Raw genomic sequence first — 22,903 nt, forward strand, 5'->3', positions numbered from 1 at the left:
CTTCATGTGTTGGGGTGTGAGCGAACTTTACCTATCTCCGGACGCAAAAACCGGTGCTAAACTCAAAGCATCTTTAACTTTGATTCACAAGTGAAAGCCATGCGCGACACCGTCGAACCGTCTGATCTGAGTTTCTTTTCGACGCTCGCCGCATCCGGTAGCCTGAGCGCCGCCGCGCGGGAGCTGGGTTTGACGGCAGCGGCCGTCAGCAAGCATTTGACGCAGATGGAGAGCCGCGCCGGCGTTGCGCTCGTCAACCGGACCACGCGGCGGATGATGCTTACGCCGGAGGGCGAGCTATACCTCGAACACGCGCGCCGGATTCTCGACGAGATCGATGAACTGGCCGAGTTGCTGGGGGCCGCGAAGCAAAGCCCGAAGGGATTGCTGCGCGTGAACGCGACGCTCGGCTTTGGGCGCAGCCATGTCGCGCCTGCGATCTCGCGCTTTGTCGCGAGGTATCCGCAGGTATCGGTTCAGCTTCAGTTGTCGGTCACGCCTCCGCCGCTGACCGACGATACGTTCGACGTCTGCATCCGCTTCGGCGAGCCGCCCGATACGCGGGTGGTCGCGCGCCGGCTGGCGACGAACCGGCGCTTGCTGTGCGCCGCGCCTTCGTACCTCGCGTCACATGGGATGCCGGTGACCGCGCACGACCTGACGCGGCACAACTGCATCGGCATCCGCCAGGGTGACGAAGCCTACGGCGTGTGGCGTCTGACTTCGGGCAGAGGCGCGTCGCGTAAAACGGAGGCCGTGCGTATCAACGGGTCGCTGACCACGAACGATGGCGAGATCGCGGTGAAGTGGGCGCTCGAAGGGCACGGCATCTTGATGCGGGCCGAGTGGGACATCAAGCAGTACCTCGCCGATGGTTCGCTGGTTCAGGTATTGCCCGAGCATGACACGCCGAACGCCGATATTTTTGCCGTCTATTCGCAGCGGCACCAGATGTCCAATCGGATTCGCGCGTTCGTCGATTTTGTCGCGCAAGCTCTTAGGAGCGAGGCGGGCGCGTTGTAGTCCTTGTTGGGGAGGGTTCGGGATTCGATCGCCTTTCGCATTGAGGTGCAACTTACTCGGAGGCAATCGTCAACCCTGTTGCGCGCGTTTTGCGGATGCCGCTATTGCCGCTTCCTCCAGTTCCGATGATCGGCTGAAAGGCGACCGGGGCATGGGCACGCCATCTACAAAAGCGCGTGCACAGCGCACGGCGAACTCATATGCGCAGTTCCGGCTTGCGAACTGACCCAGGTCACCCGATGAGACGGATTCACCGTCTTCTTTCAGAATGCAGGCCCGAGCTACGAATGGCCTTCCATGCTGATTCGAGGACTTCAGCGTGCTATGCCAAAAGCACGTCCTTTACCGTGGCGTCGCGTCGAGCCGAACGATCCAGCCTTCGGTCTCCCTGTTCTCCGCCGGATAACGCGTCAATACCGCCGGGTCGTGGCCAGGCACGACGTGCTGCGCGGAATCCGCCAGTTCGTGCACGCGGCGGTAGCCTTCGATCATGTCGCCGACGTTGTACACAGCCGGGAATGGGCGGCTCTGTTCCATGTTCGCGTAAAGATGCGAGGCGTCGGACGCGAGCACGACCCAGCCGCGCTCGGTGTGCACACGCACGACCTGCAGACCGTCGGTATGACCGCCGACCCGATGCACGCTTAGGCCCGGCGCAAGGTTCGATGCCCCGTCGTGAAACGCCACGCGACCGTCGAAAACGCGGCCGACCATCGACTTCACATCTTCGGGATTGAACGGATGATTCAGTGCGCCGTGGCACATGCAGCGACCCGTGCAATACGCCATTTCGCGATCCTGCACGTGATAACGCGCTTTCGGAAATAGCGAGCGGTTGCCCGCGTGATCGTAGTGCATGTGCGTGACGATCACGTCTTCGACCGTCTCCGGCCGGATGCCGATTGCGCCGAGGCCCTCTTCGACGGAATGTGTGATGATGCGCCCGCGCTGCGCACCCACTTCGGCGTCGAATCCGGTATCGACCAGGAAGGTGCGGCTTTCGCCGACCACCGCCCACACGAAATAGTCGAGCGGCATGTTGACATCGTGCGGGTCGCCGCCGATGAAATTGTCGCGCGCGGGCCGGTCGTGATGCGCGTACTTGATCGCGAAGATCTTGTAGTTTTCGGGCGTGGCTGTCATGGCTGCAGTCTCCTGTCCTCAACGTATGAGAGCGCTATCATAACAAGCTGATGGCGACTCGTGTTGTGTTGTTGCGGGCACGGGTTGGGCGATATCCGGTATCGCCGGACACCGCCAAAGCGTGCGGAACGCCGCCTGGCATACGCTACAATTCGCCATCGAACTGAAGAGCTGGATGGGCGAGTGAAAAAGCGTGTGGCGGCCGTCGACGACGGCAAGATAGGGACGGCCGGCAGGCCGGCAGCCGGAGGGAGGGCAGCGTCGAAAACCGGCGCAAGCATGGGCAAGACTCGTCCGGGCGGCCACGCCGTTCGCATGATCGACGTCGCGAGAGCAGCCAATGTGTCCTTGATGACCGTGTCGCGCGCGCTCAAGGAACCCGCACTGTTGTCGGAGGAAACCCGCAAGCTGGTGCTCGATACGGTGCGCCGGGTCGGCTACGTTCCGAATCACATCGCGTCGAACCTCGCATCGGCTCGTTCGAATGTGGTCGGCCAGATTGTGCCGAGCATCCAGAACTCTCTGTATTCCCATAGCATCAAAGGTTGCGCGGACGTCCTTCGCACAGCAGGCGTGCAGCTTCTGCTGGCCGACAGCGGCTATTCGCTCGAAGATGAAGAGGCACTGATCGACGCGTTTCTTGCGCAGCGCGTGTGCGGCCTTGTGTTGCACAACACCGTTCATACGCCGCGTGCCACCCAGATGATCCGCGCCGCCGGCATACCCATCGTTGAAACGGGCGACCTGGCGCGTACGCCGATCGACATGGCGGTCAGCTATTCGAACTTCAACGCGGCGAAGGAGATGACCCTGTACCTGGCCGGACGTGGGTATAAGTCGATCGGCTTTGTCTGCCTGACTACCAAAAACAACATGCGCGCCCGCGAGCGTTTGAAGGGCTATCACGCCGCGCTCACCGCCCTTGGCCGCGAGCGCAACCCGGGCCTCGTGCGCGAAGTGGAGGGCGGTTTGACCTCTGGCGCGCATGCGATGGTCGACATGATGCAGCGTGCGCCCGAAGTAGACGCGATCTTCTTCGCCGGCGACGTGCTTGCTGTCGGCGCGCTTTTCGAGGCGCAGCGGCGCAACTGGAAGGTGCCCGAGCGCATCGCCATCGCCGGATTCGACGATCTCGACATTCTGCGGCACACGGTGCCGCGGCTGACGTGTCTGAATCTGCCGCGTCTCGAGATCGGCCGACGTAGCGCCGAGGCGCTGCTGCAAAGAATGCGCAGCAATGAACCCGCCGTGCCGACGAAGCTCGATCTTGGATTCGAAATCATCCAGCGGGAAAGCACCTGAGGCAGCGGCTTTAAGACCGGGAAACAAGACGGGGCGCATACTGCGCCCTTTTTTGCGTCCGCCAATCTGATTTCCCTGCGCGATTTCCCTGTGAGCTGGACGCACGGCATGCCCAGCGTCCCGTATTGCGCCCCTCGGTCTTTTCAGTTAAGTTAGCGCTATCATTTATTTGGCCGCGAGCGCTTCGCACTTCGCCGCGGCCTTGCAACGGACGTGCGTGCTGACAAGGACAATACAAAATGAAAGGGAGAATCGCACTCGTAACGGGCTCGTCGCATGGGCTGGGTCTTGCGATGGCCAACGCGCTCGCGGCCGCTGGCTGTCGGGTCGTGCTGCATGGGATCGAAACGCTCGAACAGGTCGAGCCGATGCGTGCGGAATTCGAGCGGACGCAGGGTTACCGTGCCGACTATCTGCAGGCGGACCTTGGCGATGCACGAGCCGTCGAACGGATGATGTTCGAAACGATCGAGCGCGCCGGCCCAATCGATGTGCTGATTAACAATGCCGTGGTGCGCCACTTCGCGCCAATCGAAGCGTTCCCAGTCGACAAATGGGAGCAGGCGCTATCGGTCAATCTGAGCGCGGCCTTCCATGCAATCCGCCTCGCGCTGCCGGGCATGCGCGAGCGCGGCTGGGGCCGAATCTTCAATATGACGTCGGTGTATGGCATGCGCGGCACGGTGAATCGCGTGGACTACGTGACGACCAAATCCGCGCTGCTTGGCTTGACGCGCGCGGTCGCCGCGGAAACGATGGGGCAGGGCATTACCTGCAATGCTATCTGCCCGGGCGCGGTGCACACGCCGACGAGCGAAAATCGCATTCAGGCGCTGATGGAGAACGAGGGTCTGGATCGCGAAGCGGCAATCGAACGCTTTCTGACGGGCAAGCAGCCGACCGGCCACTTTGTCCAGGCGTCGCATGTCGCCGATCTGGTGGTGTTTCTATGCGGCGACGCAGCAGCGCAAATGACCGGTGCGATGCTGCCGGTCGAAGGCGGTTGGCTGGCGGTTTGACGTTCGTCAGGCGGTCACTGACGAGAGTGCCGCGAGGCCGACGCCACCCCCGGTATTCAAGCGCTGCATCATGAAGTCGACACTTCGAAGCTGCAATTCATCCTTGACTGATTGTATGACAGGAATATAATTACTCTTGCTGTTAGCGCTCACATAGACCGGCGGCGACAAGCGCCACCAACCAGTAAAACTACAACAACGAAGTCGACGGAGATAGCATCCATGCAGAACCAAGCGAGTATCGGATACAGACTGGACAGCCTGCCGCTGTCCGGCTATCACTGGCGGTTGCTCGGGCTGATTGCCGCGGGCATGTATTTCGATTCGTTCGATATCTACATCGCGGGCAGCGTGCTCGCCGCCATGATCCACAGCGGCGAATCCACGCTGAAACTCAATGCGATGTTCGTGTCCGTCACGTTTATCGGCATGATGTCGGGCGCGTGGCTGTCGGGTCTTCTCGGCGATCGTTTCGGGCGGCGCTTCTGCTATCAGTTCAATCTCGGGATTTACGGCTTCGCGTCGATCGCTGCGGCGTTCGCGCCGTCCATGTACTGGCTGATTTTCTTCCGGCTGGTGATGGGCGTCGGCATGGGCGCCGAAATTGTGGTCGGCTACGGCACGCTGAGCGAGTTCATTCCGGCGGCGTGGCGCGGGCGGTTCGGCACCATCCTCAATCTGATCATCAACACGTCGCTATTCCTGTCCACGTTCCTCGGTTGGCTGATCGTGCCGCAATACGGCTGGCGCTGGATGTTCGCCATCGCCGGTTGCGGTGCGCTGTTCGTGTGGTTTCTGCGTAAGTCGATGCCGGAGTCGCCTCGCTGGCTGGCCTCGCGCAATCGCTTGCCTGAAGCAAACGCGATCGTGTCGAACATCGAAACGGCGTGCGGCATCGATCCAGAAACGGCTATCTCGGCTGCTGCGCAGCAGCCGTATCGCGCCGATGCGCCGGATAGCGGCCGTCTCGGCGACCTCTTCACGCGCCGTCTGCTGGCGCGCACGGTGACGGGCATCACCGTGCTGGTTGGACTCTTCATCGTCAACTACGCGTTCGTCAGCTGGATTCCGACGTTCCTGGTGAAGCAGGGGCACAGCGTGTCGAACTCGCTCGGACTGACGGCGATCATGTTTGCCGGCGGTCCGATCGGGTCGCTGATTGCTTTCGTGCTGGCCGAACGCGTTGGCCGCAAGTGGGGCATCGTACTGTTCTCCCTGATCTGCGCCGCGTTCGGCACGGCCTATCCGTTTGCACAAACGGAAGTGGCGATCGCCGCGCTTGGCTTTGCGATCACCTGCTGTATCTACGTACTGTCGTCGTTTAGCGTGGCAACCTATGTGCCGGAGTTGTTCCCGACTGAACTGCGTCTGCGCGGATCGGGCGTGTCGAATACCGTGGGGCGAGCGGTCAGCATCGCTGTGCCGTACGCCGTCGCGTGGGCATTCACGGGCTTCGGCATTGCGGGTGTGTTGACGTTGATCGTCGGCACGTTGCTGGTCCAGGCGTTGATCGTCGGCGTGCTCGGCACCGAGACCCGCAAACGTTCGCTCGAGTCGATCGCTGCGGAAGTGAGCGATACGGTGGACGCGTCAGATAACGCGGTGAATGCACGCACGGCTTCGGTGACGAGGCCGTAATCGCGGCCGCATCCACTGAATCGAAAGCGTAATCCGGTAAAGGGAAATCCAGCACATGGCAGCGCAGGCAGACAGAAGCTTCAGCCAGACGGACACGCACAGCGAAGCGGGACACGCGACGCGGCGGCTCGCGCAATGGATCGGCGACACGACGTGGCGCGACGTGCCGGCCGCCGTGCGTCACGAGGCGAAGCGCGCGCTCGTCAACTACGTAGCCGTCGCGCTCGCCGCCTGCGCCGACCCAACGCTCGACAAGGCCGTGCGCAACTATCGGCGTTTCAGCGCAGGGCAGAGTTCGAGCGTGATTGGTCGTAGCGAGCGCGTCGACCTGCTGAACGCGGCGGCGCTCAATGCGATGAGCGCGAACGTGTTCGACTTCGACGACACGCATATCCCGACGATCATTCATCCCACCGCGCCCGTTGCCGCCGCGCTATTCGCGTTTGCCGAGTCGCTCGCGGACAGCGGCCCTCATGCAAGTGCAATGACGGGTGAGGCCTTGCTGCTTGCATTCGTAATCGGCGTCGAAGTGGAGTGCCGGATCGGCAACGCGGTTTCGCCTGAGCACTACCAGCGCGGCTGGCATATCACGTCGACCTGCGGCGTATTCGGCGCGGCGGCGGCGATTGCGAAGGTGCTGGGTTTGAGCGCACAGCAGATCGTATGGGCGTTGGGCAACGCGTCGGCGCAGGCCGGCGGTCTGGTGGAAACGCTCGGCACGATGTCGAAGAGCATCAGCGTCGGCAATGCCGCGCGCAACGGTTTGCTGTCCGCACTGCTCGCCGCCGACGATTTCTCCGGTCCCGATTCGCCGCTCGAAGGCGAGCGCGGTTTCCTGCGTGTCACCGCGTCGAAGCCGGATGCCGATGCGTTGTCGCGCGAGCTCGGCCACGAATGGGCGTTGCTGTCGAACACCTATAAGCCCTATCCGTGCGGCGTGGTGCTGAACCCCGTGATCGACGCATGTCTCGATCTGCGCCGCGACGCGCGGTGGACGCTGAATGACGTCGAGCGCGTGGAATTGACCGGACACCCGTTGCTGCGTGAACGCACCGACCGGCCCAACGTGCGCACCGGTCGTGAGTCGCAGGTCAGCGCGCAGCATGCGGTGGCGGTCACGCTGGCGACGGGCAAAGCGAGCCTGGCGGAATTCAGCGATAGCGCCGTGACGAACCCAGCGCTGCGCGCATTCGACACGCGTCTGCGTTTCATCGACGACGCGTCGTGGCCGGTCGAGTCCGCGCAGGTCGTTGTCGTGTTGCGCTCGGGCGAGACGTTGTCGCGACGCATTCACGCGGCGCGCGGCAGTCTTGCGGCGCCGCTTGCCGATGTCGAACTCGCGGCAAAGTTGCGCGAACTGGCGGACTATGGCGGCTCGGGCGTCGCACCGCAACCGCTCATCGACGCGCTGTGGCGCTTCGACAGCGCAACGGACGCCGCCGCGCTCATGCGGCTCGCGCGCGCGACTTGAACCGCATACGAAACGGTGCATCGAACAGCGCATCGAAACAGATTCCTAACGAATGAGGACAGTCATGTCGAGCAGTGGTCAAGGAAACAGCACTATCGGTTTTGTCGGCGTGGGCGTGATGGGACGGCCTATGGCGCGTCGTCTCATCGAGGCGGGCCATTCGCTCGTCGTGTTCGATCGCGACGAGCAGGCGGTCGCGGAACTCGCCGCAATCGGTGCGCGCGCGGCGAAATCGGTGCGGGACGTGGCCGACAGCGCACGCATCGTGTTCACGAGTCTGCCCACGCCGGCGGTTTTCAGGCAGGTCGCGCTGGGCGACGGAGGGTTGATCGAGGGTAGCGTTATCAAGATTCTCGTCGACCTGTCGACGGTTGGTTCGCGAATGGAAAAAGAAGTGGCGGACGGTCTGCTCGCGAAGGGCATCGACACCGTGGATGCGCCCGTGAGCGGCGGCGCCGCCGGCGCGCAAAAGGGCACCCTCGCCATCATGATGGCCGGCAAGCCGGCTGCGCTGGATCAGGTGCGCAGCCTGTTCGAAGTGCTCGGCAAGGTTTTTGTGGTCGGCGATCAGCCGGGCCAGGGGCAATTGCTCAAGCTGCTGAACAACATGCTCTCGTCGACCGCCTTTGCCATCACGTCGGAAGCATTTGTCGCCGGCGTGCGCGGCGGACTGGACCCGGAAGTGATGATGGCGGTGATCAACTCGGGTAGCGGCAAGAACGGCGCGACGATGGACAAATTCCCGAAGCACGTGCTGCCGGGAACTTTTGATTTCGGCTTTCCGGTCGGCAGTGTCTGCAAGGACATCGGACTCGCGGTCGACGAATGCCAGGCGCTCGGCGTGCCGACGTGGGTTGGCAGTGTCGCGCGTCAGGTCTGGAATTACGCCGCGATGCAGGACGGCTCGAAGCGCGACATGACCGAACTCGTCAAATACGTCGAACGCTGGTCGTCGGGCGAAGGTCTCGCGGACTGAATCCGCTACCAGGCGTATCCAGAAACACTCATTGGCTGCGGCCATCTCACATCGGTAACGGAGACCTGAATGATCGTTGAAATGCGTATCTACCACTGTGCGCCGACGCGTCTGCCGGCGCTGCTCGACCGCTTCACGTCGACCACGCTCGGCTTTTTCGAAAAGTACGGCATCCAGCAGATCGGCTTCTGGACGACGCTGATCGGTCCAAGCAATCACGCGCTGACATATATGGTGAAGTGGGAAAGTCTGGCCGAGCGCGAGCAGAAGTGGAACGCGTTCCAGGCCGATCCCGAATGGATCGCGAAACGCGCGGCGACGGAAGCCGACAAGCCGATCGTCGAGCGCATCGAAAATCATTTCCTCACGCCAACGGCATTTTCGGCGCTGCGCTAGGAGCGATATTTCATGACACAACCCAAACGGATCGGATTCATCGGTCTCGGCATGATGGGCGCACCGATGGTGCAGTGCCTGCGCAACGCCGGTTTCGAACTGTTCATCGACGACGCCGACGCGGACCGTGCCGATGCGCTGGCCGATCAAACGGGCGCGCAGCGGCTGAACGCGGACCACGCCGCGTCGCTCGACGCTTTGATCACGATGCTGCCAAATTCGGCGATCGTCGAGAAGGTGCTGCTCGGTGATGGCAACCAGGGCAACGATCAGGGCTGGGCCGCGCGGCTCGCGAAGGGCGCGGTGGTGATCGACATGAGTTCGTCGGAACCGGAGCGCTCGCGTGAGCTCGGCAAGACGCTGGAAGCGCAGGGTCTCGCGTATCTGGACGCACCGGTGTCGGGCGGCGTCAAGCGCGCGAAGGACGGCACGCTGGCGATTCTCGTCGGCGGCAAGGCCGAGGTGTTGACGCGCTGCAAGCCGGTGCTCGACGCGATGGGCAAGAGCGTGCTGCATATCGGCGCGGCGGGCGCGGGTCACGCGGCCAAGGCGCTCAACAACTACGTGTCGGCGGCAGGCCTCGCGGCCACGGTGGAGGCGTTGCAGATCGCGAGCCGCTTCGGCATCGAACCGGCGGTGATGACGGACGTGCTGAACGCGTCGACGGGCCGCAGCAATACGTCCGAAAACAAGGTCAAGCAGTTCATGCTAAGCGGCACTTTCGCATCCGGCTTCGCGCTGCAGTTGATGAACAAGGACCTCAAGATCGCCCGCGCGCTCGCGCAGGCGGTCGGTCATCCCATGACGTTCGGCGCGACGTGTACGCAGGTATGGGACGAGGCGGCGCAACACGCCACGCCCGCCACCGACCACACCGAGATGTACCGCCTCCTGCCCGGCGCGGCATCCTGAGCGTGCCTCTGATTCATTGATTCCGGAGCCTGTCATGTCACATGCAGCCCAGTTTTATATCGACGGACGTTGGGTCGAACCTGCGTCCGCGGTCTGGTTTGGCGTCGTCGATCCGTCGACGGAAATGGCGTTCGACAAACTCGCGATGGGCAACGCCGAAGATGTCGATCGCGCAGTTGCGGCCGCGCGCCGCGCGTTTCCCGCCTGGTCGGCGACGAGCGTGCCCGAACGTGTCGCGCTGCTCAAGCGCATCGTCGCGATCTACGAGCGCCGCTACGACGAATTCGCCGAGGCCATGCGTCGCGAAATGGGCGCGCCCATCACGTTCGCCCGCAACGGCCAGGCGGTGCGCGGTCCCGCGCATCTGAATGCGCTGATCGAGGTGCTCGAACGTTTCGAATTCGAAGAGCAGCGGGGCAGCACGCGCGTGGTGCTCGAACCGATCGGCGTGTGCGGCCTGATCACGCCGTGGAACTGGCCGGTCAATCAGATCGTCGTCAAGATTGCGCCCGCGCTGGCGGCGGGCTGCACGATGGTGCTCAAGCCGAGCGAATATTCGCCGCTCAGTGCGCTGCTGTTTGCGGAGGTGTTGCATGAAGCCGGCGTGCCGGCGGGCGTGTTCAACCTCGTCAACGGCGATGGTCCGGGTGTCGGCTCGGCCATCGCGAGTCATGCGGATATCGACATGGTGTCGTTCACCGGCTCGACTCGCGCCGGCGTGCTGGTCGCGCAGTCGGCGGCGGAAACCGTCAAACGGGTCGCGCAGGAACTCGGCGGCAAGTCGGCCAACATTCTGCTCGACGACGTCGATCTGGACCAGGCGGTCGCGCGCGGCGTCGCCGCCTGCTTCACGAACTCCGGGCAATCGTGCTCGATTCCGACACGCATGCTGGTGCCGCGTCATCTCATGAACGACGCCGCGCAGATCGCGAAGCGCGCGGCGCAGGCATATCGGCTCGGACCGACCGACGACCCGTCGACGCAACTCGGGCCGCTCGTCAACGCCAACCAGTTCAAGCGCGTGCAGTCGCTGATCCAGACCGGCATCGACGAAGGCGCGCGCCTCGTCGCAGGCGGCACGGGCCGGCCGGCAGGCATCGACAAGGGCTATTACGCGCGCCCGACCGTCTTCGCCGACGTCGCCCCCGACATGACCATCGCTCGCGAGGAAATTTTCGGGCCGGTGCTGTCGATGATTCCGTACGACACCGAAGAGCAGGCAATCGAGATTGCGAACGGCACCGACTACGGTCTCGCCGCATACGTGCAATCGGCGGATGTCGCGCGGGCGCGCAGGGTCGGCCGCGCACTGCGCGCGGGTGGCGTGCACCTGAACTATCCGCCCGCCGATTTCGGCGCACCGTTCGGCGGCTATAAACGCTCGGGCAACGGTCGCGAATGGGGCGAAGCCGGGCTGCGTGAGTATCTGGAGACAAAGGCGCTGGTGGGTTACGGCGCGGATTGAACGATGGCGGCGTGGCGCATGACGATTGGCTAGCCACGCCAAAAAAATTTGGCCGTATGCATTGTCCGACAATCATTCAGGCAGGCAATGCCGTTCCCGAGGTCGGACGCACGAGCCAACCCTGTCCGCAATCAGTTTGAACCACAGAGGAAGCACGATGGACACCAATGACCGCTTCAACAAAGGCTTCGAAAATCGCAAGGAGGTGCTGGGCGCCGGGCACGTCGAAAAATCGTGGGCGAATGCCGACGACTTCAACCGGCCGATGCAGAAGTTCGTCACCGAATGCTGTTGGGGCGACATCTGGGGCGACCCGACGTTGTCCTTCAAGACGCGCAGCATGCTCAATCTTGGCATGTTGACGGCGATGAGCCAGCACCACGAATTGTCGGTGCACGTGAAGGGCGCGCTGCGCAATGGCGTGAGCAAGGAAGAAATCCGCGCGGTGCTGATGCAGGCCGCCGTCTACTGCGGTGCACCGCTCGCGCTCGCGGCATTCCGTGTCGCGAGCGAGGCGATCAAGGCCTACGAAGCGGAAACGGCCGCCGCCTGACGCGGCACGCAGCGCGGACGGCCAACGGCAAACGGGGCAGCGCAAGGAGAACTCGCATCGCAAAGCGGTGCGAATAACGAACGGAGACAGGTATGAAAGCGTTGACTGCGAATGACGTCGTAACGGCGGAGACCGATCAGTCGATCGAAACGAGGAGGCGCAACGCCATCAAGGGCGCGTTCTTCTCCGAGTTCATCGACATGTTCGATATCTATCTGCCGGTGGTGGTGTTGTCGCCGGTGCTGGGATTTTTCCAGCCGCCGCATCTTTCGGCCGGCATGGAGACGATTCTCGCGTCGCTGGTCTTTATCACGACGCTGCTCGGCCGGCCGGTCGGCGCGTTGCTGTTCGGCATGATCGCGGACCGCGTCGGCCGTCGCAAGGCGTCGATCTGGTCCGTGTCCGGCTTCGGCGTGGTGACGCTGCTCATCGCGTTGCTGCCCGGCTATGAAACGCTCGGCATCGTGTCGTACTGGCTGCTGGTGCTGCTGCGTTTCGTCGACGGGATTTTTCTGGGTGGCGGCTACACGGGCGCGATGCCGCTCGCGATCGAGTATTCGAAGAAAGAGCAGCGCGGTTTCGTAGGCGGCTTCATCATTTCCGGATTTCCGGCCGCATACGTGACCATCAACCTCGTCGCGATGCTGATGTTCGTGCTGTTTCCGCTCAACGGCATGCACTCGCCGTACGCGCAATGGGGCTGGCGCATTCCGTTCGTGCTCGGCGCGGCATTGGCAGGTTTGCTGACGATGTACTACGTGCGCAAGGTTTCCGAATCGGAAATCTGGAAGAGCGAAGCCACCGACAAGGCCACCGTCACCGAAAAGCTGCCGCTCTCCGATCTGCTGCGCGGCAAGAGCGGCCGCAATCTGTTGCAGGTGCTGGTGATGATGACGGGCTTTTGGCTCACGCAGAACATCATCACGATTTTCCTGCCGACGGGCCTGCTGGTGAAGACGCTGCATCTGAGCGGCTTCCAGATGACCGCGACGCTCATGCTCACGTATTTCGTGCTGTTTTTCAGCTACATCGGTTCGGGGATGATCGCGCAGCGCATCGGACGACGCCGTTTCTTCGTGATCGTCGGTCCGCTGATCGCGACGGTCGGCGCGGCGCTGCTGTACGTGCTGGCGAATGTCGACGGGCTCTCGCTGTCGACCATCATGCTGCTGGTGTGCGTGCTCGCGGTGCTCGTCACGTCGCCGTGGGGCGTGATCGTCACGTACATCAACGAGCGTTTCGTGACCGATGTGCGTGCAACCGGCTTCGGTGTCGGCTTCAGTCTGTCGGTGATCATCCCTTCGTTCTACGCGTTCTATATGAACTGGCTCGGCGCCTTCATGCCGCTGCGGCTGACCTCGGTCGTGCTGCTGTGCGTGGGTGGCCTGATCGGCATGGTCGGCGCGCTGATGGGCCCGGAAACGAAAGATGTGGATTTCTAATTTCGAAGCAGAGGAACACAACTCATGAACAAGAATCGGATCGGCTTCATCGGTCTCGGCAACATGGGTGGACGCATGACACGGCGTCTCGTCGACGCGGGCATCGCCGTGTTGGGCTACGACACCGTGCGTGAACGCATCGACACCGCCGGCGCGAAAGCAGCCGGCACCGTGGGCGAAGTGATCGCATATGCGGACGTCGTGATGATGTCGCTGCCGGACAGCAAGGTCGTCGAGGCCGTCGTGGAAGGCGAGGACGGCGTGCTCGCGCATTGTCGCGCTGGGCAGATCGTCGTCGATCTGAGCACGGCCGCCGCCAGCTCGACGATTCGCCTCGCCAAACGCTTTGCCGAGCGCGGCGTGCATTACGTCGACGCCGGCATTTCGGGCGGCGCGGCGGCTGCGGAGAAGGGCTCGCTCACGTTGATGGTGGGCGGCGATGCCGACGCCGTCGCCGCGCTGCAATGGGCCTTCGCGCCAATCAGTTCGAAGGTCGCGCACATGGGCGAGAGCGGCGCGGGCCACACCACCAAGCTGCTGAACAATTTTCTGAACGCGGTGAGCCTCGCCGCCAGTGCCGAAGTGATGGTGGCGGGCAAGAAGGCGGGGCTCGACCTGCATCTGCTGCTCGATGTGTTGAACAGCAGCAGCGGTGTCAATTTCGCCACGCTCAACCGTTTCCCGAAGATCGTCGATGGTGACTATCTGGAAGGCGGCCTGACCGGCAAGCTGATGACCAAGGACGTGGTGCTGTACGTGGACCGCGCGCGCGAACTCGGCGTGATGTCGCTGAATTCGGCCGGCCCGCTCGCGAGCTTCGGCCTGGGCACTGCGCTGGGTTACGGCGACGTGATCAGCAACCGTGTCGTCGATGCGATCGGCGACGTGTCGGGCGGCGTGCGGCTGTTCGACGGATCACACAAGGAGAAAAACGCATGAAGGTCTTTCACGGCAGAGCGGCCGGCGCGATATCCGAGCGCCGCAGCGACACGTTCACCGGCACCGTCTGGGCCGACCCGGTCATGCCGGCAACCAATGGCGTCACCATCAATACCGTGCTGTTCGAACCGGGCGGCCGCACTTACTGGCACACGCACGAGTTCGGCCAGGTCTTGCAGGTGACGGCCGGTCAGGGCTGGATCTGTCTGGACGGCGAAGAACCGCAGCCGATCCGCCAGGGCGACATCGTGTTCATCGGACCGAACGAGCGGCACTGGCACGGCGCGAGCGAAAACAGCTACATGGTCCATATCGCGACGTCGATCGGCAAGGGCACGTGGCAGGAAGAGGTGGCAGCGCAAGATTATCCGGCTGCCGCGGCCCGCTAGCGCGAGCACGAGCGCACTGGATGCGCGTGCGGTGCGCAGGGTGGCCCCGCACGCGCAAACAACATCCACCGTATTTCCGTCGATGGAATCACGTCATGACCCAGACTATGCCGCAGCCGGACCTGTCGCGCCTTCGCGACGAACTCGTCGACCTGCACGGCAAGGCGAGTCCCGAATGGGACAGCCTCGTGCGCCTCGCCCCGCGTTTCGTCGACGCCTACCTGAAGTTCGCGGGCGTGCCGCGGCGCAGGAATCATCTCGACGACAAGACGCGCGCGTTCATCGCGCTCGCCGCCGACGCATGCGCGACGCAACTGTATGCGCCGGGCGTCGCGCGCCATATCGAACGGGCGTTGTCGTTCGGTGCGACCCGCGACGAGTTGATCGAAGTGCTGGAGTTGATCAGCACGATCGGCATTCACACCAGTAATGTCGGCGTGCCGGTATTGCTCGAAGTGCTCGAAGAAGAAGGTTTGCGTCACGGCGCGCCTCAACCCGATGAGCGCCGGCAAAAACTGAAAGCCGAGTTCGAGACAAACCGCGGCTACTGGCATCCGACATGGGAAGGTCTCCTCGAACTGGATCCGGATCTTTTCGAAGCGTATGTCGAGTTTTCTTCGGTGCCGTGGCGCACCGGTGTGCTGAGCCCGAAAATCAAGGAGTTCATGTACTGCGCATTCGACGCATCCGCTACGCATCTCTACGTGCCGGGCCTGAAGCTGCACATGCGCAACGCGCTGCGCTACGGCGCGAGCGCCGAGGAACTGATGGAGTTGCTGGAGATCGTCAGCGTGACGGGGATTCACGGCGCGGAATTGGGCGCGCCGTTGCTGGAAGCCGCTCTCGCGCGCAACGAGGCGGTGGGGAACGCGCATGCATAATCCAGCGAGACGCGCGTCCGTGTTTTCTGTCTATCCGGTGGCGCGCGAGCGGGCTGCGTCAAATGCCTGGTCTGTGCAGCGCAACGCGAGGGCCGGTGCGCCGCATTCGGCGTGGCGCGCGATGCAGTCGGCGCCGCTTTCGGTACTTGCGTCGAACGAAAGCGAGCATGCGCACGTGCTCGCTGTCGCGATTCTTGGCTACAACTAGCGTGTCCGTCGATATGACCTCTCAATCGGCCACGCTTGTCGTGCTGCGTCACGGTCAGTCGGTCTGGAATCGTGCCAATCGCTTCACCGGCTGGAGCGATGTCGGTCTGTCGGATCAAGGGGAGGCCGATGCCCGGCGCGTCGGCGAGCGTTTGCGTGAAGCGGGTTTCCGTTTCGATCTGGCGGTGACGTCGGCGTTGTCGCGCGCCACCGATACCCTCGCTCACGTGCTGCGCACCCTCGACCAGTCACAGCCTGAAACCGTGCGCTCGTGGCGGCTGAACGATCGCCACTATGGCGCGTTGACGGGCATGGAAAAAGACGTGGCCGCGCTCGCCTACGGTGCGGACCGTGTGCGGCAATGGCGGCGCGGCTTCGACCTTGCGCCGCCGGCGCTCGATGCGGACCTGCACGCGGCATTGGTGCACGCGTTACATGACGATGCCATGCCCAGCGTCGATGCGCTGCCGCGCACCGAAAGCTTGCGCGACACATTGCGGCGTGTGCTGCCGCTGTGGGACGACTGCGTTGCTCCTGCACTGACGCGCGGACAGTCGGTACTGATGGTGGGGCATGGCAACTCGTTGCGCGCGCTCTTCAAGCAACTCGACGGCATCGGCGACGACGCAATCGCCTCGGTTGAAGTCGCGCATGCGGAACCGTTGGTCATGACTTTCGACGCAACGCTTCGCGTCACTTCCCGCGTGCCGCTGGCAGCTCTGCCGGCCCGCCGCTGAAACCCGCGCTGGCTCGCCATTTTTACGCGCGGTGCGAGTCAAAAGCTGCCTGCAACGATGCCCGCTCACGTATCATGGAGGCTGGATCTTGTCGGACGGGAATACAATAATGTCAACAGACATGGACGTGATCAGACCTGAGACGCTGCGGCATCAGGTGGAAAACGTGCTGCGCCAGGCTATCGTAAGCGGGCGTTTCGCGCCGGGTGCGCGCCTGATCGAGCGCGAGTTGTGCGAGACGCTCGGTGTAAGCCGGACGTCCGTGCGCGAAGCGCTGCGCAAGCTCGAGGCAGAAAAGCTGGTACGCAGCGTCCCGCACAAAGGCCCCGTCGTCGCGGTGATGTCAAAAGAAGAGGCCGTCGAGTTGTATGCGTTGCGAGGGCTACTCGAAGGTTTTGCCGCCCATGAGTTCGCCCGCCTTGCCAGCGACGACGCCGTTGCTCGCTTTGGCGAGGTCGCGAAGGAACTGCGCGCCGAGGCAACGGCGCAAAACCAGAAAGGCGTGCTACGCGCGAAAACCGCGCTCTATGATTTGCTGCTGGAGAACTGCGGCAACGCGCTAATCCAGGAAATCCTCAATAGTCTCTATTCGCGCATCAATCTGTTGCGCTCCACTTCGCTGATGCATCCGGAGCGGCTGCCGAACAGCTTGCGCGAAATCGACCGTCTTTATAAGGCCTTGAAGGCAAGAGACGGCGAGGCCGCGCAGAACCTTGCACGGTTGCATGTCGCCAATGCCGAGAAGGCGGCGCTACGGATGCTGGATAAGGCGGAGTAGTCGGTGGGCGACCATGCCTTCTCCGGCAAGGTCGCCTCTCTCATTGAAAGCAGGGGCGAATACGCAAGCCATCTCGCCTCTGGAGTCTTCAATGTAGCAGGACCGTCTCCGCGGACGTCACGTCGCGCAAAGGCGTGCGCCGGATCAGATACGTAACGACGATCGCCGCCGCAAACAGAAAATATCCGAGAATATAGAAGCTGCTGGACAGATTGCCGCCGCGTGCATAGAAGCCGACGACAAGCGGCCCAACCACGCCACCGAAACTCGCGAACATGTTGATCAGGGCGATCGAAGGCGCGGCCTGATTACGCGGCACTTTGCTGATCACCCAGGCCCACCATGTGCCGCTCGGCGAGAACAGCCCCGCGCCGGCGATGCAGAACATGATCATCGTGAACACCAGGCCGCCGTCGATATAGTGCTGCGCCAGCAGCGCCGCGCCCGCGACCACCAGCGGTACGGCGACGAACCAACCTCGCGAGAGAGATGACGGCCGGTCGGATAACCACGAGTTGATGAACATCGAAAACGCTCCGAATAGCGACGGCAGCGCGGTGAGCCAGCCAACTGCGGCATAGCCGTGGGCGAAGTACTGCTTGATGAGACTGGGCATCCACAGGCCGAAACTGAAGATCACCATGATCCAGGAGAGCGCGACGACTGCCAGCAACCAGACGGTGGACTGCTTCAGCACACTGCCAAAACTGTCGTCGGCGCCGGTGCCGGCAAGACGCTGCTGCGTGATGAAATCGCGCTCGGACGTGGACAGCCAGCGGTCTGTGGCAGGGTCGTCCGAGACGAATAGCCACACGAGCACCGCCATCCCGATGGCCGGCAAACCTTGCAGGATGAACATCGTCTTCCAGTGAAACACGTCGATCATCCAGCCCGCGAGCGGTGCCATGACCACCGACGACAGCGGCAGCGCATATTGCGCGAATGCGATGCCGCGCGCCCGTTCGCGCGCCGGGAACCAGCGCACGAAGATGACCGAAAACGACGGCCATATCACGCCCTCGGCGAGCCCCATGATGACGCGAACAGTGATCAACGCGGGCAGCGTGTGCACCATCCCGGTCAGGCACGCCATCACGCCCGTGATGAGCATCGATACGGCGATCACGCGGCGTGGCCCAATGCGCGTCGAGAGCCAGCCGCCGGGAATCTGCGTGACGAGGTAGCCCCAGAAAAACGCCCCCAGCAGCGCGCCGGTAATCGTGGTGCCGAGTTGCAGGTCGCGCGCCATCTGCGGCGCCGCCACGCCGATGTTGGTGCGATCCGCGAACGCAACCAGGTAACTGACGAATACGATCAGGCCCACACGCAGCCAGCGTGACCTGCCGATTCGTGCCGTGTCGAGTGCGGTGTCCATCGTGTGTCTCCTCCGTCTGTGACGTCGTAGTAGTTGGCGATCCGGCTGTGTGATGTCAGGAAACGGCCGGTCAGGAAACTGCCGGTCAGGAAACGGCCGCCTGCTTCTCCAGCGCCGCGATTTCTTCCAGCACGATGGGTAGCGCCAGTTCGAAACTCGCCATGCCCATCGTGCTCGCCAGTTGCATGACTTCGAGAATCTCGGCTGGCGTCGCGCCATACTTCAGCGCGTTCTCGATGTGCACATGCGTGCCGGGCACGTATTGGTGCGTCACCGACACGTCGACGGCGATGTACATGAACTCCTTCACCTTTGGCGCAAGCTTGCCGTGTACCCAGGGAACCGACGAGAACGTCGTGAACGCTTCGAAGAAATCCGGATCGAGCGCGAGCGTGCCGTCCCAGATCGCGCTCCAGTAGCCACGTTTCTCCGTGAACTCGCGCTTGATCGCCTGGCGCCGCGGATCGGCGTGACGCGTATCGATTGCGTTGCGCGGATCGCCGGCGACTTTTTCTTCCAGCACCGGCATGCCGATCACGCATGCATGAACGCCGATTACGCTGATGAGTTCCAGCGTCTCCAGCAGTTCGTCGCGAGTCGCGCCGAGGCGCAGCGCTTCGCGGCAAAAGCGCCGCACGCCGCTGGCGTTCAGATGCGTGACCGATGCTTCGAGAGCGAAACTTACCAGCGCCTTCACTTTCGGCTCGAGCGGACCATTGCGATAGGCGCAGCCCGCAAACGCGAGATACGCGTCGACGAAGGCGGGACTGATTTCGATCAGCGGATCGAGCGACGCGGGCCATGTGCCGCCATCGGCGACGAACGATGCGATCTGTTTCCTGAGTGACGACGAAGTCATTGGGTATCCGAAATGATGTGTGAACGGCTCCGCGCGAGATCTCTGGCCATGACGGCAATCAAGCAGAAACGCGCAGGAGGTGCTGCTTATCTTATGAGCGGCCCGGCGGAACCGCAAACCGATGCATGCCCTGGAATGAGTTGTTGCTTTGCAGCGCAGCCGCCATGGCCAAAGCCTCCCAACGCCTTTACCACGAGCCGACTCCCCGGTTCTCGCGGTTATGACGCGACGCATTATTAAGCGCTGCTTATACATCCCTTTTGCACATTTCAATGGACGCTGACGGTCGCCGCGCCGAGCATTCACTCACGACAACTGCAATGGGAATCCGCATGAAAGCGCTGGAAGGCTTGCGAGTGCTCGATCTGGGAACCTTCGTGGCCGGGCCGTTCTGTGCGACGATCCTTGCCGAGTTCGGCGCGGAAGTGATCAAGGTTGAGCCGCCTCAAACCGGCGATTCGCTGCGCCGGTTCGGCACCGGAACGGATTGCGGCGACACGCTGATGTGGCTCACCGAGAGCCGCAACAAGAAGTGCGTGACGCTCAATCTTGCCGACCAGCGCGGCCAGCAGATGCTTCGCGATCTGGCGGCGAGTTGCGACATCGTCGTGGAGAATTTCCGGCCGGGCGTGATCGAGAAGTGGGGCCTCGACTTCGAATCGCTGCACAAGCGCAATCCGCGCACGATTCTCGTGCGGATCTCCGCCTACGGACAGGATGGGCCGAGCCGCGGCAAACCAGGGTTCGCACGGGTCGCGCATGCGTTTTCGGGGCTCGCCTATCTGGCCGGCGAGCCGGGCCGGATTCCAGTCACGCCCGGCTCGACGTCGCTCGCCGACTACGGCTCGGGCATGTACGCGGCGGTGGGCGCGTTGATCGCGTTGCAGGCACGCGAGCGCACCGGTCGCGGTCAATGTGTCGATCTTGCGCTCTACGAGCCGATGTTCCGTGTTCTCGACGAGATGGTCCCTGCGTACCAGATGTTCGGCAAGGTGCGCGAGCGGATGGGGGCGAACGCGGTGAACGTCGCGCCGCATGCGCATTACCGCACACGCAACGAGCGCTGGGTCGCAATTGCATGCACCAACGACAAGATTTTCCGCCGCTTCGCGCACGTGCTTCAGCAACCTGAACTCGCGGACGACGACCGCTGGGGCCGGGCGTCGGCGCGCATCGCCGCGATCGATGAAGTCAATGCAACTGTGCAGGAATGGGTCGGCGCGCGCGACCACGACGAAGTGCTGCGTTTGTGCGACGAGGGCTCGGTGCCGGCGAGCCTCCTATATAGCGTCGCCGACATTTTCGACGATCCGCAATATCAGGCGCGCGGCAATATCCGGACGATGCCGTCGCGGGCAGGCGACGTGGCGGTGCCGAATGTGATTCCGCGTTTATCGGAAACGCCCGGCGACATCGAATGGCTCGGAACGGCGCTCGGCAGCCATAACGAGGACGTATTCGGCGAGTTGCTCGGTTGCACCGGCTCGGACCTTGCCGCGTTGCGCGCGGCCGGCGTGATCTAGCGATCGAACTCACCATTACCGACGGCTCTCATGTCCCGCTTCCTTCGCACCTATCTGTTCGCACCCGCGACGCGTTCCGAGCGCTTCGACAAAGCCGCGCGCGCGGGCGCCGGCTCCGTGATCGTCGATCTCGAAGACGCGGTCGAGCCCGCGCGCAAGGACGACGCGCGGACCTCGCTCGCGAACACGTTGCCGGCGTTGGCGGACACCGCGCGTGCGTTGAAGGTGCAGTTGCTGGTCCGCATCAATAGCCACGGTACGCCGTGGTACGACGCCGATCTGGCCGCGTGCGCCGGGCTTGACCTCGACGGCATCGTGATTCCGAAAGCGGAGCACGCGGACGAGATCGCCCGCATCGCATCGATGGAGCCGCGCTGGGCGCTGCATCTGCTGATGGAAACCGCGGCGGGCTTCGACCGTCTCGCCGAACTGGCGCGTGCGCCCAACGTCGCCCGCCTCATGCTCGGCACCGTCGATCTGGCGCTCGACCTTGGCGCGAATGAAATTGGTGAGCCGTTGCATTACTATCGCTCGCAGATCCTGCTGTTTACGCGCCTGGCAGGATTGCTGCCGGCCGTGGACGGCGTCTGCACGAATCTCGGCGATGCCACCGCGCTCGACGCTGAAGTGCAACGCGCTCGCGCCTTCGGTTTCGGGGCCAAGCTGTGCGTGCATCCGAAGCAGATCGCGCCGGTCACCGCTGGGCTCGGTCCGGCGCCGCGCGAGGTGCAATGGGCGACGCGGGTCTGCGAAGTCGCTCAGAGCGGCGCAGCGGTGGCGGTCGACGGCAAGCTCGTCGATGCGCCGGTGCTCGCGCAAGCGCGCCGCATTCTGGAGGCGGCCGGCCATGCGTGAGCAGGCACTGAACTCAGGCGCGCTGACCGTGCCGCATTTGCGGCCTATTGTTGGCCTGCCGATGAACCTCTCGAAGCTTTTTCCCGGTAAGCCGTCGAGCCGGAGCATCAACGATCTGCAGCATATCCGCGCGTTCGTCACGGTGGCGCACGAAGGCAGTCTGACCAAGGCGGCGAAGCTGCTCAATCTGACGCAGCCTGCCGTCAGCCTGCAACTGAAGAGCCTGCAGGACCAGTTGAAGCTGCGTCTGCTGGTGCGCTCGCCGCGCGGCCTGGCGCTCACCCCTGACGGCCTCAAGCTGCTGCCGTACGCCGAGCAGATTCTCGAATCGATCGGCAGCTTCGAAGTGGCCGCGGACAACCTCGTCAGCATCCTGTCGGGCACCGTGTCGATCGGCACGATTCTCAATCCACAGACGATTCGTCTGGGCGCGATCCTGCAATACATGGCGAATCGCTATCCGGAAGTGCGCACCCGTCTACGTCATTCGATGACGGGGCACGTGATCGAACGGCTCGCCAACGGCGCGCTCGACGTCGGCTTCTACCTCGGCACGCCGGCTGAAAGCGACGGCGTCGAACTGCACGCAGTGGCGCTGATGCCTATCACTTATTGCGTCATTGCGCCGAAAGGCTGGCAGGAGCGCATCAACGGACTCGGCTGGGCCGGACTTGCCGAACTGCCGTGGATCTGGACGCCGTCGTCGTCGATGCATAACCGGCTGCTCACGAGCGCATTCGACTCGGTCGGCGCGAAGCCGCAAGTGGTGGCGGAGGTCGATCTCGAAGCGTCGATGATCGAACTGGTGCGCGCGGGCGTCGGGCTCTCGCTCGCGCGCGAATCCGTCGCCATCGACGAAGCGCAGAAGTACGGAGCGGCGATCTCGCGCGAAGTGCCGATCGAGATTCCGCTGTCGTTCATCAGCCTCGCGCGGCGGCGCGAGGAGCCGTTGATCGAAGCAATGTTCTACGCCGCGCAGATGGCGTTCGCCTGAACGCGGGAGAGTGCGGGAAAGGCAGT

General features: G+C 63.2%; 23 protein-coding genes. 20 read left to right on the top strand and 3 right to left on the bottom strand.

All coding sequences use genetic code 11. The features are described 5' to 3' along the window. Positions 1-99 precede the first annotated feature (99 nt). Complete coding sequence (locus P0D80_RS38240) at positions 100-1,023, top strand: LysR family transcriptional regulator (RefSeq protein WP_408291576.1); 924 nt, start codon at positions 100-102, stop codon at positions 1,021-1,023. A gap of 342 nt (positions 1,024-1,365) precedes the next feature. On the opposite strand, the gene P0D80_RS38245 is transcribed toward P0D80_RS38240, so the two are convergent. Beyond that, positions 1,366-2,166, bottom strand: coding sequence for an N-acyl homoserine lactonase family protein (locus P0D80_RS38245; RefSeq protein WP_132378326.1), 801 nt, complete (start codon positions 2,164-2,166; stop codon positions 1,366-1,368). Positions 2,167-2,445: 279 nt separating this feature from the next. Here P0D80_RS38245 and P0D80_RS38250 point away from each other — a divergent pair, with 279 nt between their 5' ends. From P0D80_RS38250 to P0D80_RS38325, 16 genes are all read left to right on the top strand, one after another. After that, positions 2,446-3,468, top strand: coding sequence for a LacI family DNA-binding transcriptional regulator (locus P0D80_RS38250; RefSeq protein ID WP_408291578.1), 1,023 nt, complete (start codon positions 2,446-2,448; stop codon positions 3,466-3,468). Positions 3,469-3,707: 239 nt separating this feature from the next. Beyond that, positions 3,708-4,487, top strand: coding sequence for an SDR family NAD(P)-dependent oxidoreductase (locus P0D80_RS38255; RefSeq protein ID WP_408175259.1), 780 nt, complete (start codon positions 3,708-3,710; stop codon positions 4,485-4,487). 222 nt (positions 4,488-4,709) lie between these two features. Beyond that, positions 4,710-6,125, top strand: a complete 1,416-nt coding sequence (locus tag P0D80_RS38260) for an MFS transporter (protein WP_408291580.1) — start codon at positions 4,710-4,712, stop codon at positions 6,123-6,125. Between the two features lie 55 nt (positions 6,126-6,180). Then, positions 6,181-7,596 (top strand): MmgE/PrpD family protein, encoded by a 1,416-nt coding sequence (locus P0D80_RS38265; RefSeq protein WP_408291582.1) that lies wholly within the window; start codon positions 6,181-6,183, stop codon positions 7,594-7,596. A gap of 64 nt (positions 7,597-7,660) precedes the next feature. After that, positions 7,661-8,572, top strand: a complete 912-nt coding sequence (locus tag P0D80_RS38270) for an NAD(P)-dependent oxidoreductase (RefSeq protein ID WP_408291584.1) — start codon at positions 7,661-7,663, stop codon at positions 8,570-8,572. Positions 8,573-8,641: 69 nt separating this feature from the next. Continuing rightward, positions 8,642-8,968, top strand: a complete 327-nt coding sequence (locus P0D80_RS38275; RefSeq protein ID WP_132378314.1) for an NIPSNAP family protein — start codon at positions 8,642-8,644, stop codon at positions 8,966-8,968. A 12-nt stretch (positions 8,969-8,980) separates the two neighbouring features. Continuing rightward, a complete protein-coding gene (locus tag P0D80_RS38280) occupies positions 8,981-9,880 on the top strand; it encodes an NAD(P)-dependent oxidoreductase (protein WP_408175251.1) in 900 nt (299 codons plus the stop codon). A 34-nt stretch (positions 9,881-9,914) separates the two neighbouring features. After that, on the top strand, positions 9,915-11,345 hold the full coding sequence (locus P0D80_RS38285; protein ID WP_408291587.1) for an aldehyde dehydrogenase family protein: 1,431 nt from the start codon (positions 9,915-9,917) through the stop codon (positions 11,343-11,345). A 157-nt stretch (positions 11,346-11,502) separates the two neighbouring features. After that, on the top strand, positions 11,503-11,898 hold the full coding sequence (locus P0D80_RS38290) for a carboxymuconolactone decarboxylase family protein (RefSeq protein WP_132378308.1): 396 nt from the start codon (positions 11,503-11,505) through the stop codon (positions 11,896-11,898). 92 nt (positions 11,899-11,990) lie between these two features. Next, complete coding sequence (locus tag P0D80_RS38295) at positions 11,991-13,340, top strand: MFS transporter (RefSeq protein ID WP_408291589.1); 1,350 nt, start codon at positions 11,991-11,993, stop codon at positions 13,338-13,340. 24 nt (positions 13,341-13,364) lie between these two features. Continuing rightward, positions 13,365-14,279 (top strand): NAD(P)-dependent oxidoreductase, encoded by a 915-nt coding sequence (locus tag P0D80_RS38300; RefSeq protein ID WP_408291591.1) that lies wholly within the window; start codon positions 13,365-13,367, stop codon positions 14,277-14,279. After that, a complete protein-coding gene (locus P0D80_RS38305; protein ID WP_132378303.1) occupies positions 14,276-14,668 on the top strand; it encodes a cupin domain-containing protein in 393 nt (130 codons plus the stop codon). Before P0D80_RS38300 ends, P0D80_RS38305 begins: the two co-directional genes overlap by 4 nt. A gap of 95 nt (positions 14,669-14,763) precedes the next feature. Beyond that, a complete protein-coding gene (locus P0D80_RS38310; protein WP_408291593.1) occupies positions 14,764-15,549 on the top strand; it encodes a carboxymuconolactone decarboxylase family protein in 786 nt (261 codons plus the stop codon). Then, entirely contained in the window at positions 15,542-15,757 is a 216-nt protein-coding gene (locus P0D80_RS38315) for a hypothetical protein (protein WP_408291595.1), read from the top strand. Before P0D80_RS38310 ends, P0D80_RS38315 begins: the two co-directional genes overlap by 8 nt. Positions 15,758-15,770: 13 nt before the next feature. Beyond that, entirely contained in the window at positions 15,771-16,493 is a 723-nt protein-coding gene (locus P0D80_RS38320) for a 2,3-bisphosphoglycerate-dependent phosphoglycerate mutase (RefSeq protein ID WP_132378297.1), read from the top strand. A 109-nt stretch (positions 16,494-16,602) separates the two neighbouring features. Then, positions 16,603-17,271, top strand: coding sequence for a GntR family transcriptional regulator (locus P0D80_RS38325; RefSeq protein ID WP_132378295.1), 669 nt, complete (start codon positions 16,603-16,605; stop codon positions 17,269-17,271). A gap of 88 nt (positions 17,272-17,359) precedes the next feature. On the opposite strand, the gene P0D80_RS38330 is transcribed toward P0D80_RS38325, so the two are convergent. Both P0D80_RS38330 and P0D80_RS38335 read right to left on the bottom strand, forming a co-directional pair. Continuing rightward, positions 17,360-18,646 carry an MFS transporter gene (locus tag P0D80_RS38330; RefSeq protein ID WP_408291598.1) on the bottom strand — a complete coding sequence of 429 codons (1,287 nt, stop codon included), beginning with the start codon at positions 18,644-18,646 and terminating at the stop codon, positions 17,360-17,362. Between the two features lie 85 nt (positions 18,647-18,731). Beyond that, positions 18,732-19,505 carry a carboxymuconolactone decarboxylase family protein gene (locus tag P0D80_RS38335; protein ID WP_408175240.1) on the bottom strand — a complete coding sequence of 258 codons (774 nt, stop codon included), beginning with the start codon at positions 19,503-19,505 and terminating at the stop codon, positions 18,732-18,734. A 332-nt stretch (positions 19,506-19,837) separates the two neighbouring features. On the opposite strand from P0D80_RS38335, the gene P0D80_RS38340 reads away from it, so the two are divergent. From P0D80_RS38340 to P0D80_RS38350, 3 genes are read left to right on the top strand one after another with little or no spacing between them, the layout of a single operon-like run. Beyond that, a complete protein-coding gene (locus P0D80_RS38340; RefSeq protein WP_408175238.1) occupies positions 19,838-21,028 on the top strand; it encodes a CaiB/BaiF CoA transferase family protein in 1,191 nt (396 codons plus the stop codon). A 30-nt stretch (positions 21,029-21,058) separates the two neighbouring features. Next, positions 21,059-21,883: an HpcH/HpaI aldolase/citrate lyase family protein gene (locus tag P0D80_RS38345; protein ID WP_408291601.1), complete on the top strand. Its 825-nt coding sequence runs from the start codon at positions 21,059-21,061 to the stop codon at positions 21,881-21,883. Further along, positions 21,876-22,877 carry a LysR family transcriptional regulator gene (locus P0D80_RS38350; RefSeq protein WP_342960625.1) on the top strand — a complete coding sequence of 334 codons (1,002 nt, stop codon included), beginning with the start codon at positions 21,876-21,878 and terminating at the stop codon, positions 22,875-22,877. The genes P0D80_RS38345 and P0D80_RS38350 overlap by 8 nt, the downstream gene beginning before the upstream one ends. The last annotated feature ends 26 nt before the right edge of the window (positions 22,878-22,903 follow it).

This window comes from Paraburkholderia sp. RL17-373-BIF-A, assembly GCF_046030175.1.
In the GTDB taxonomy this organism is placed as follows: domain Bacteria; phylum Pseudomonadota; class Gammaproteobacteria; order Burkholderiales; family Burkholderiaceae; genus Paraburkholderia.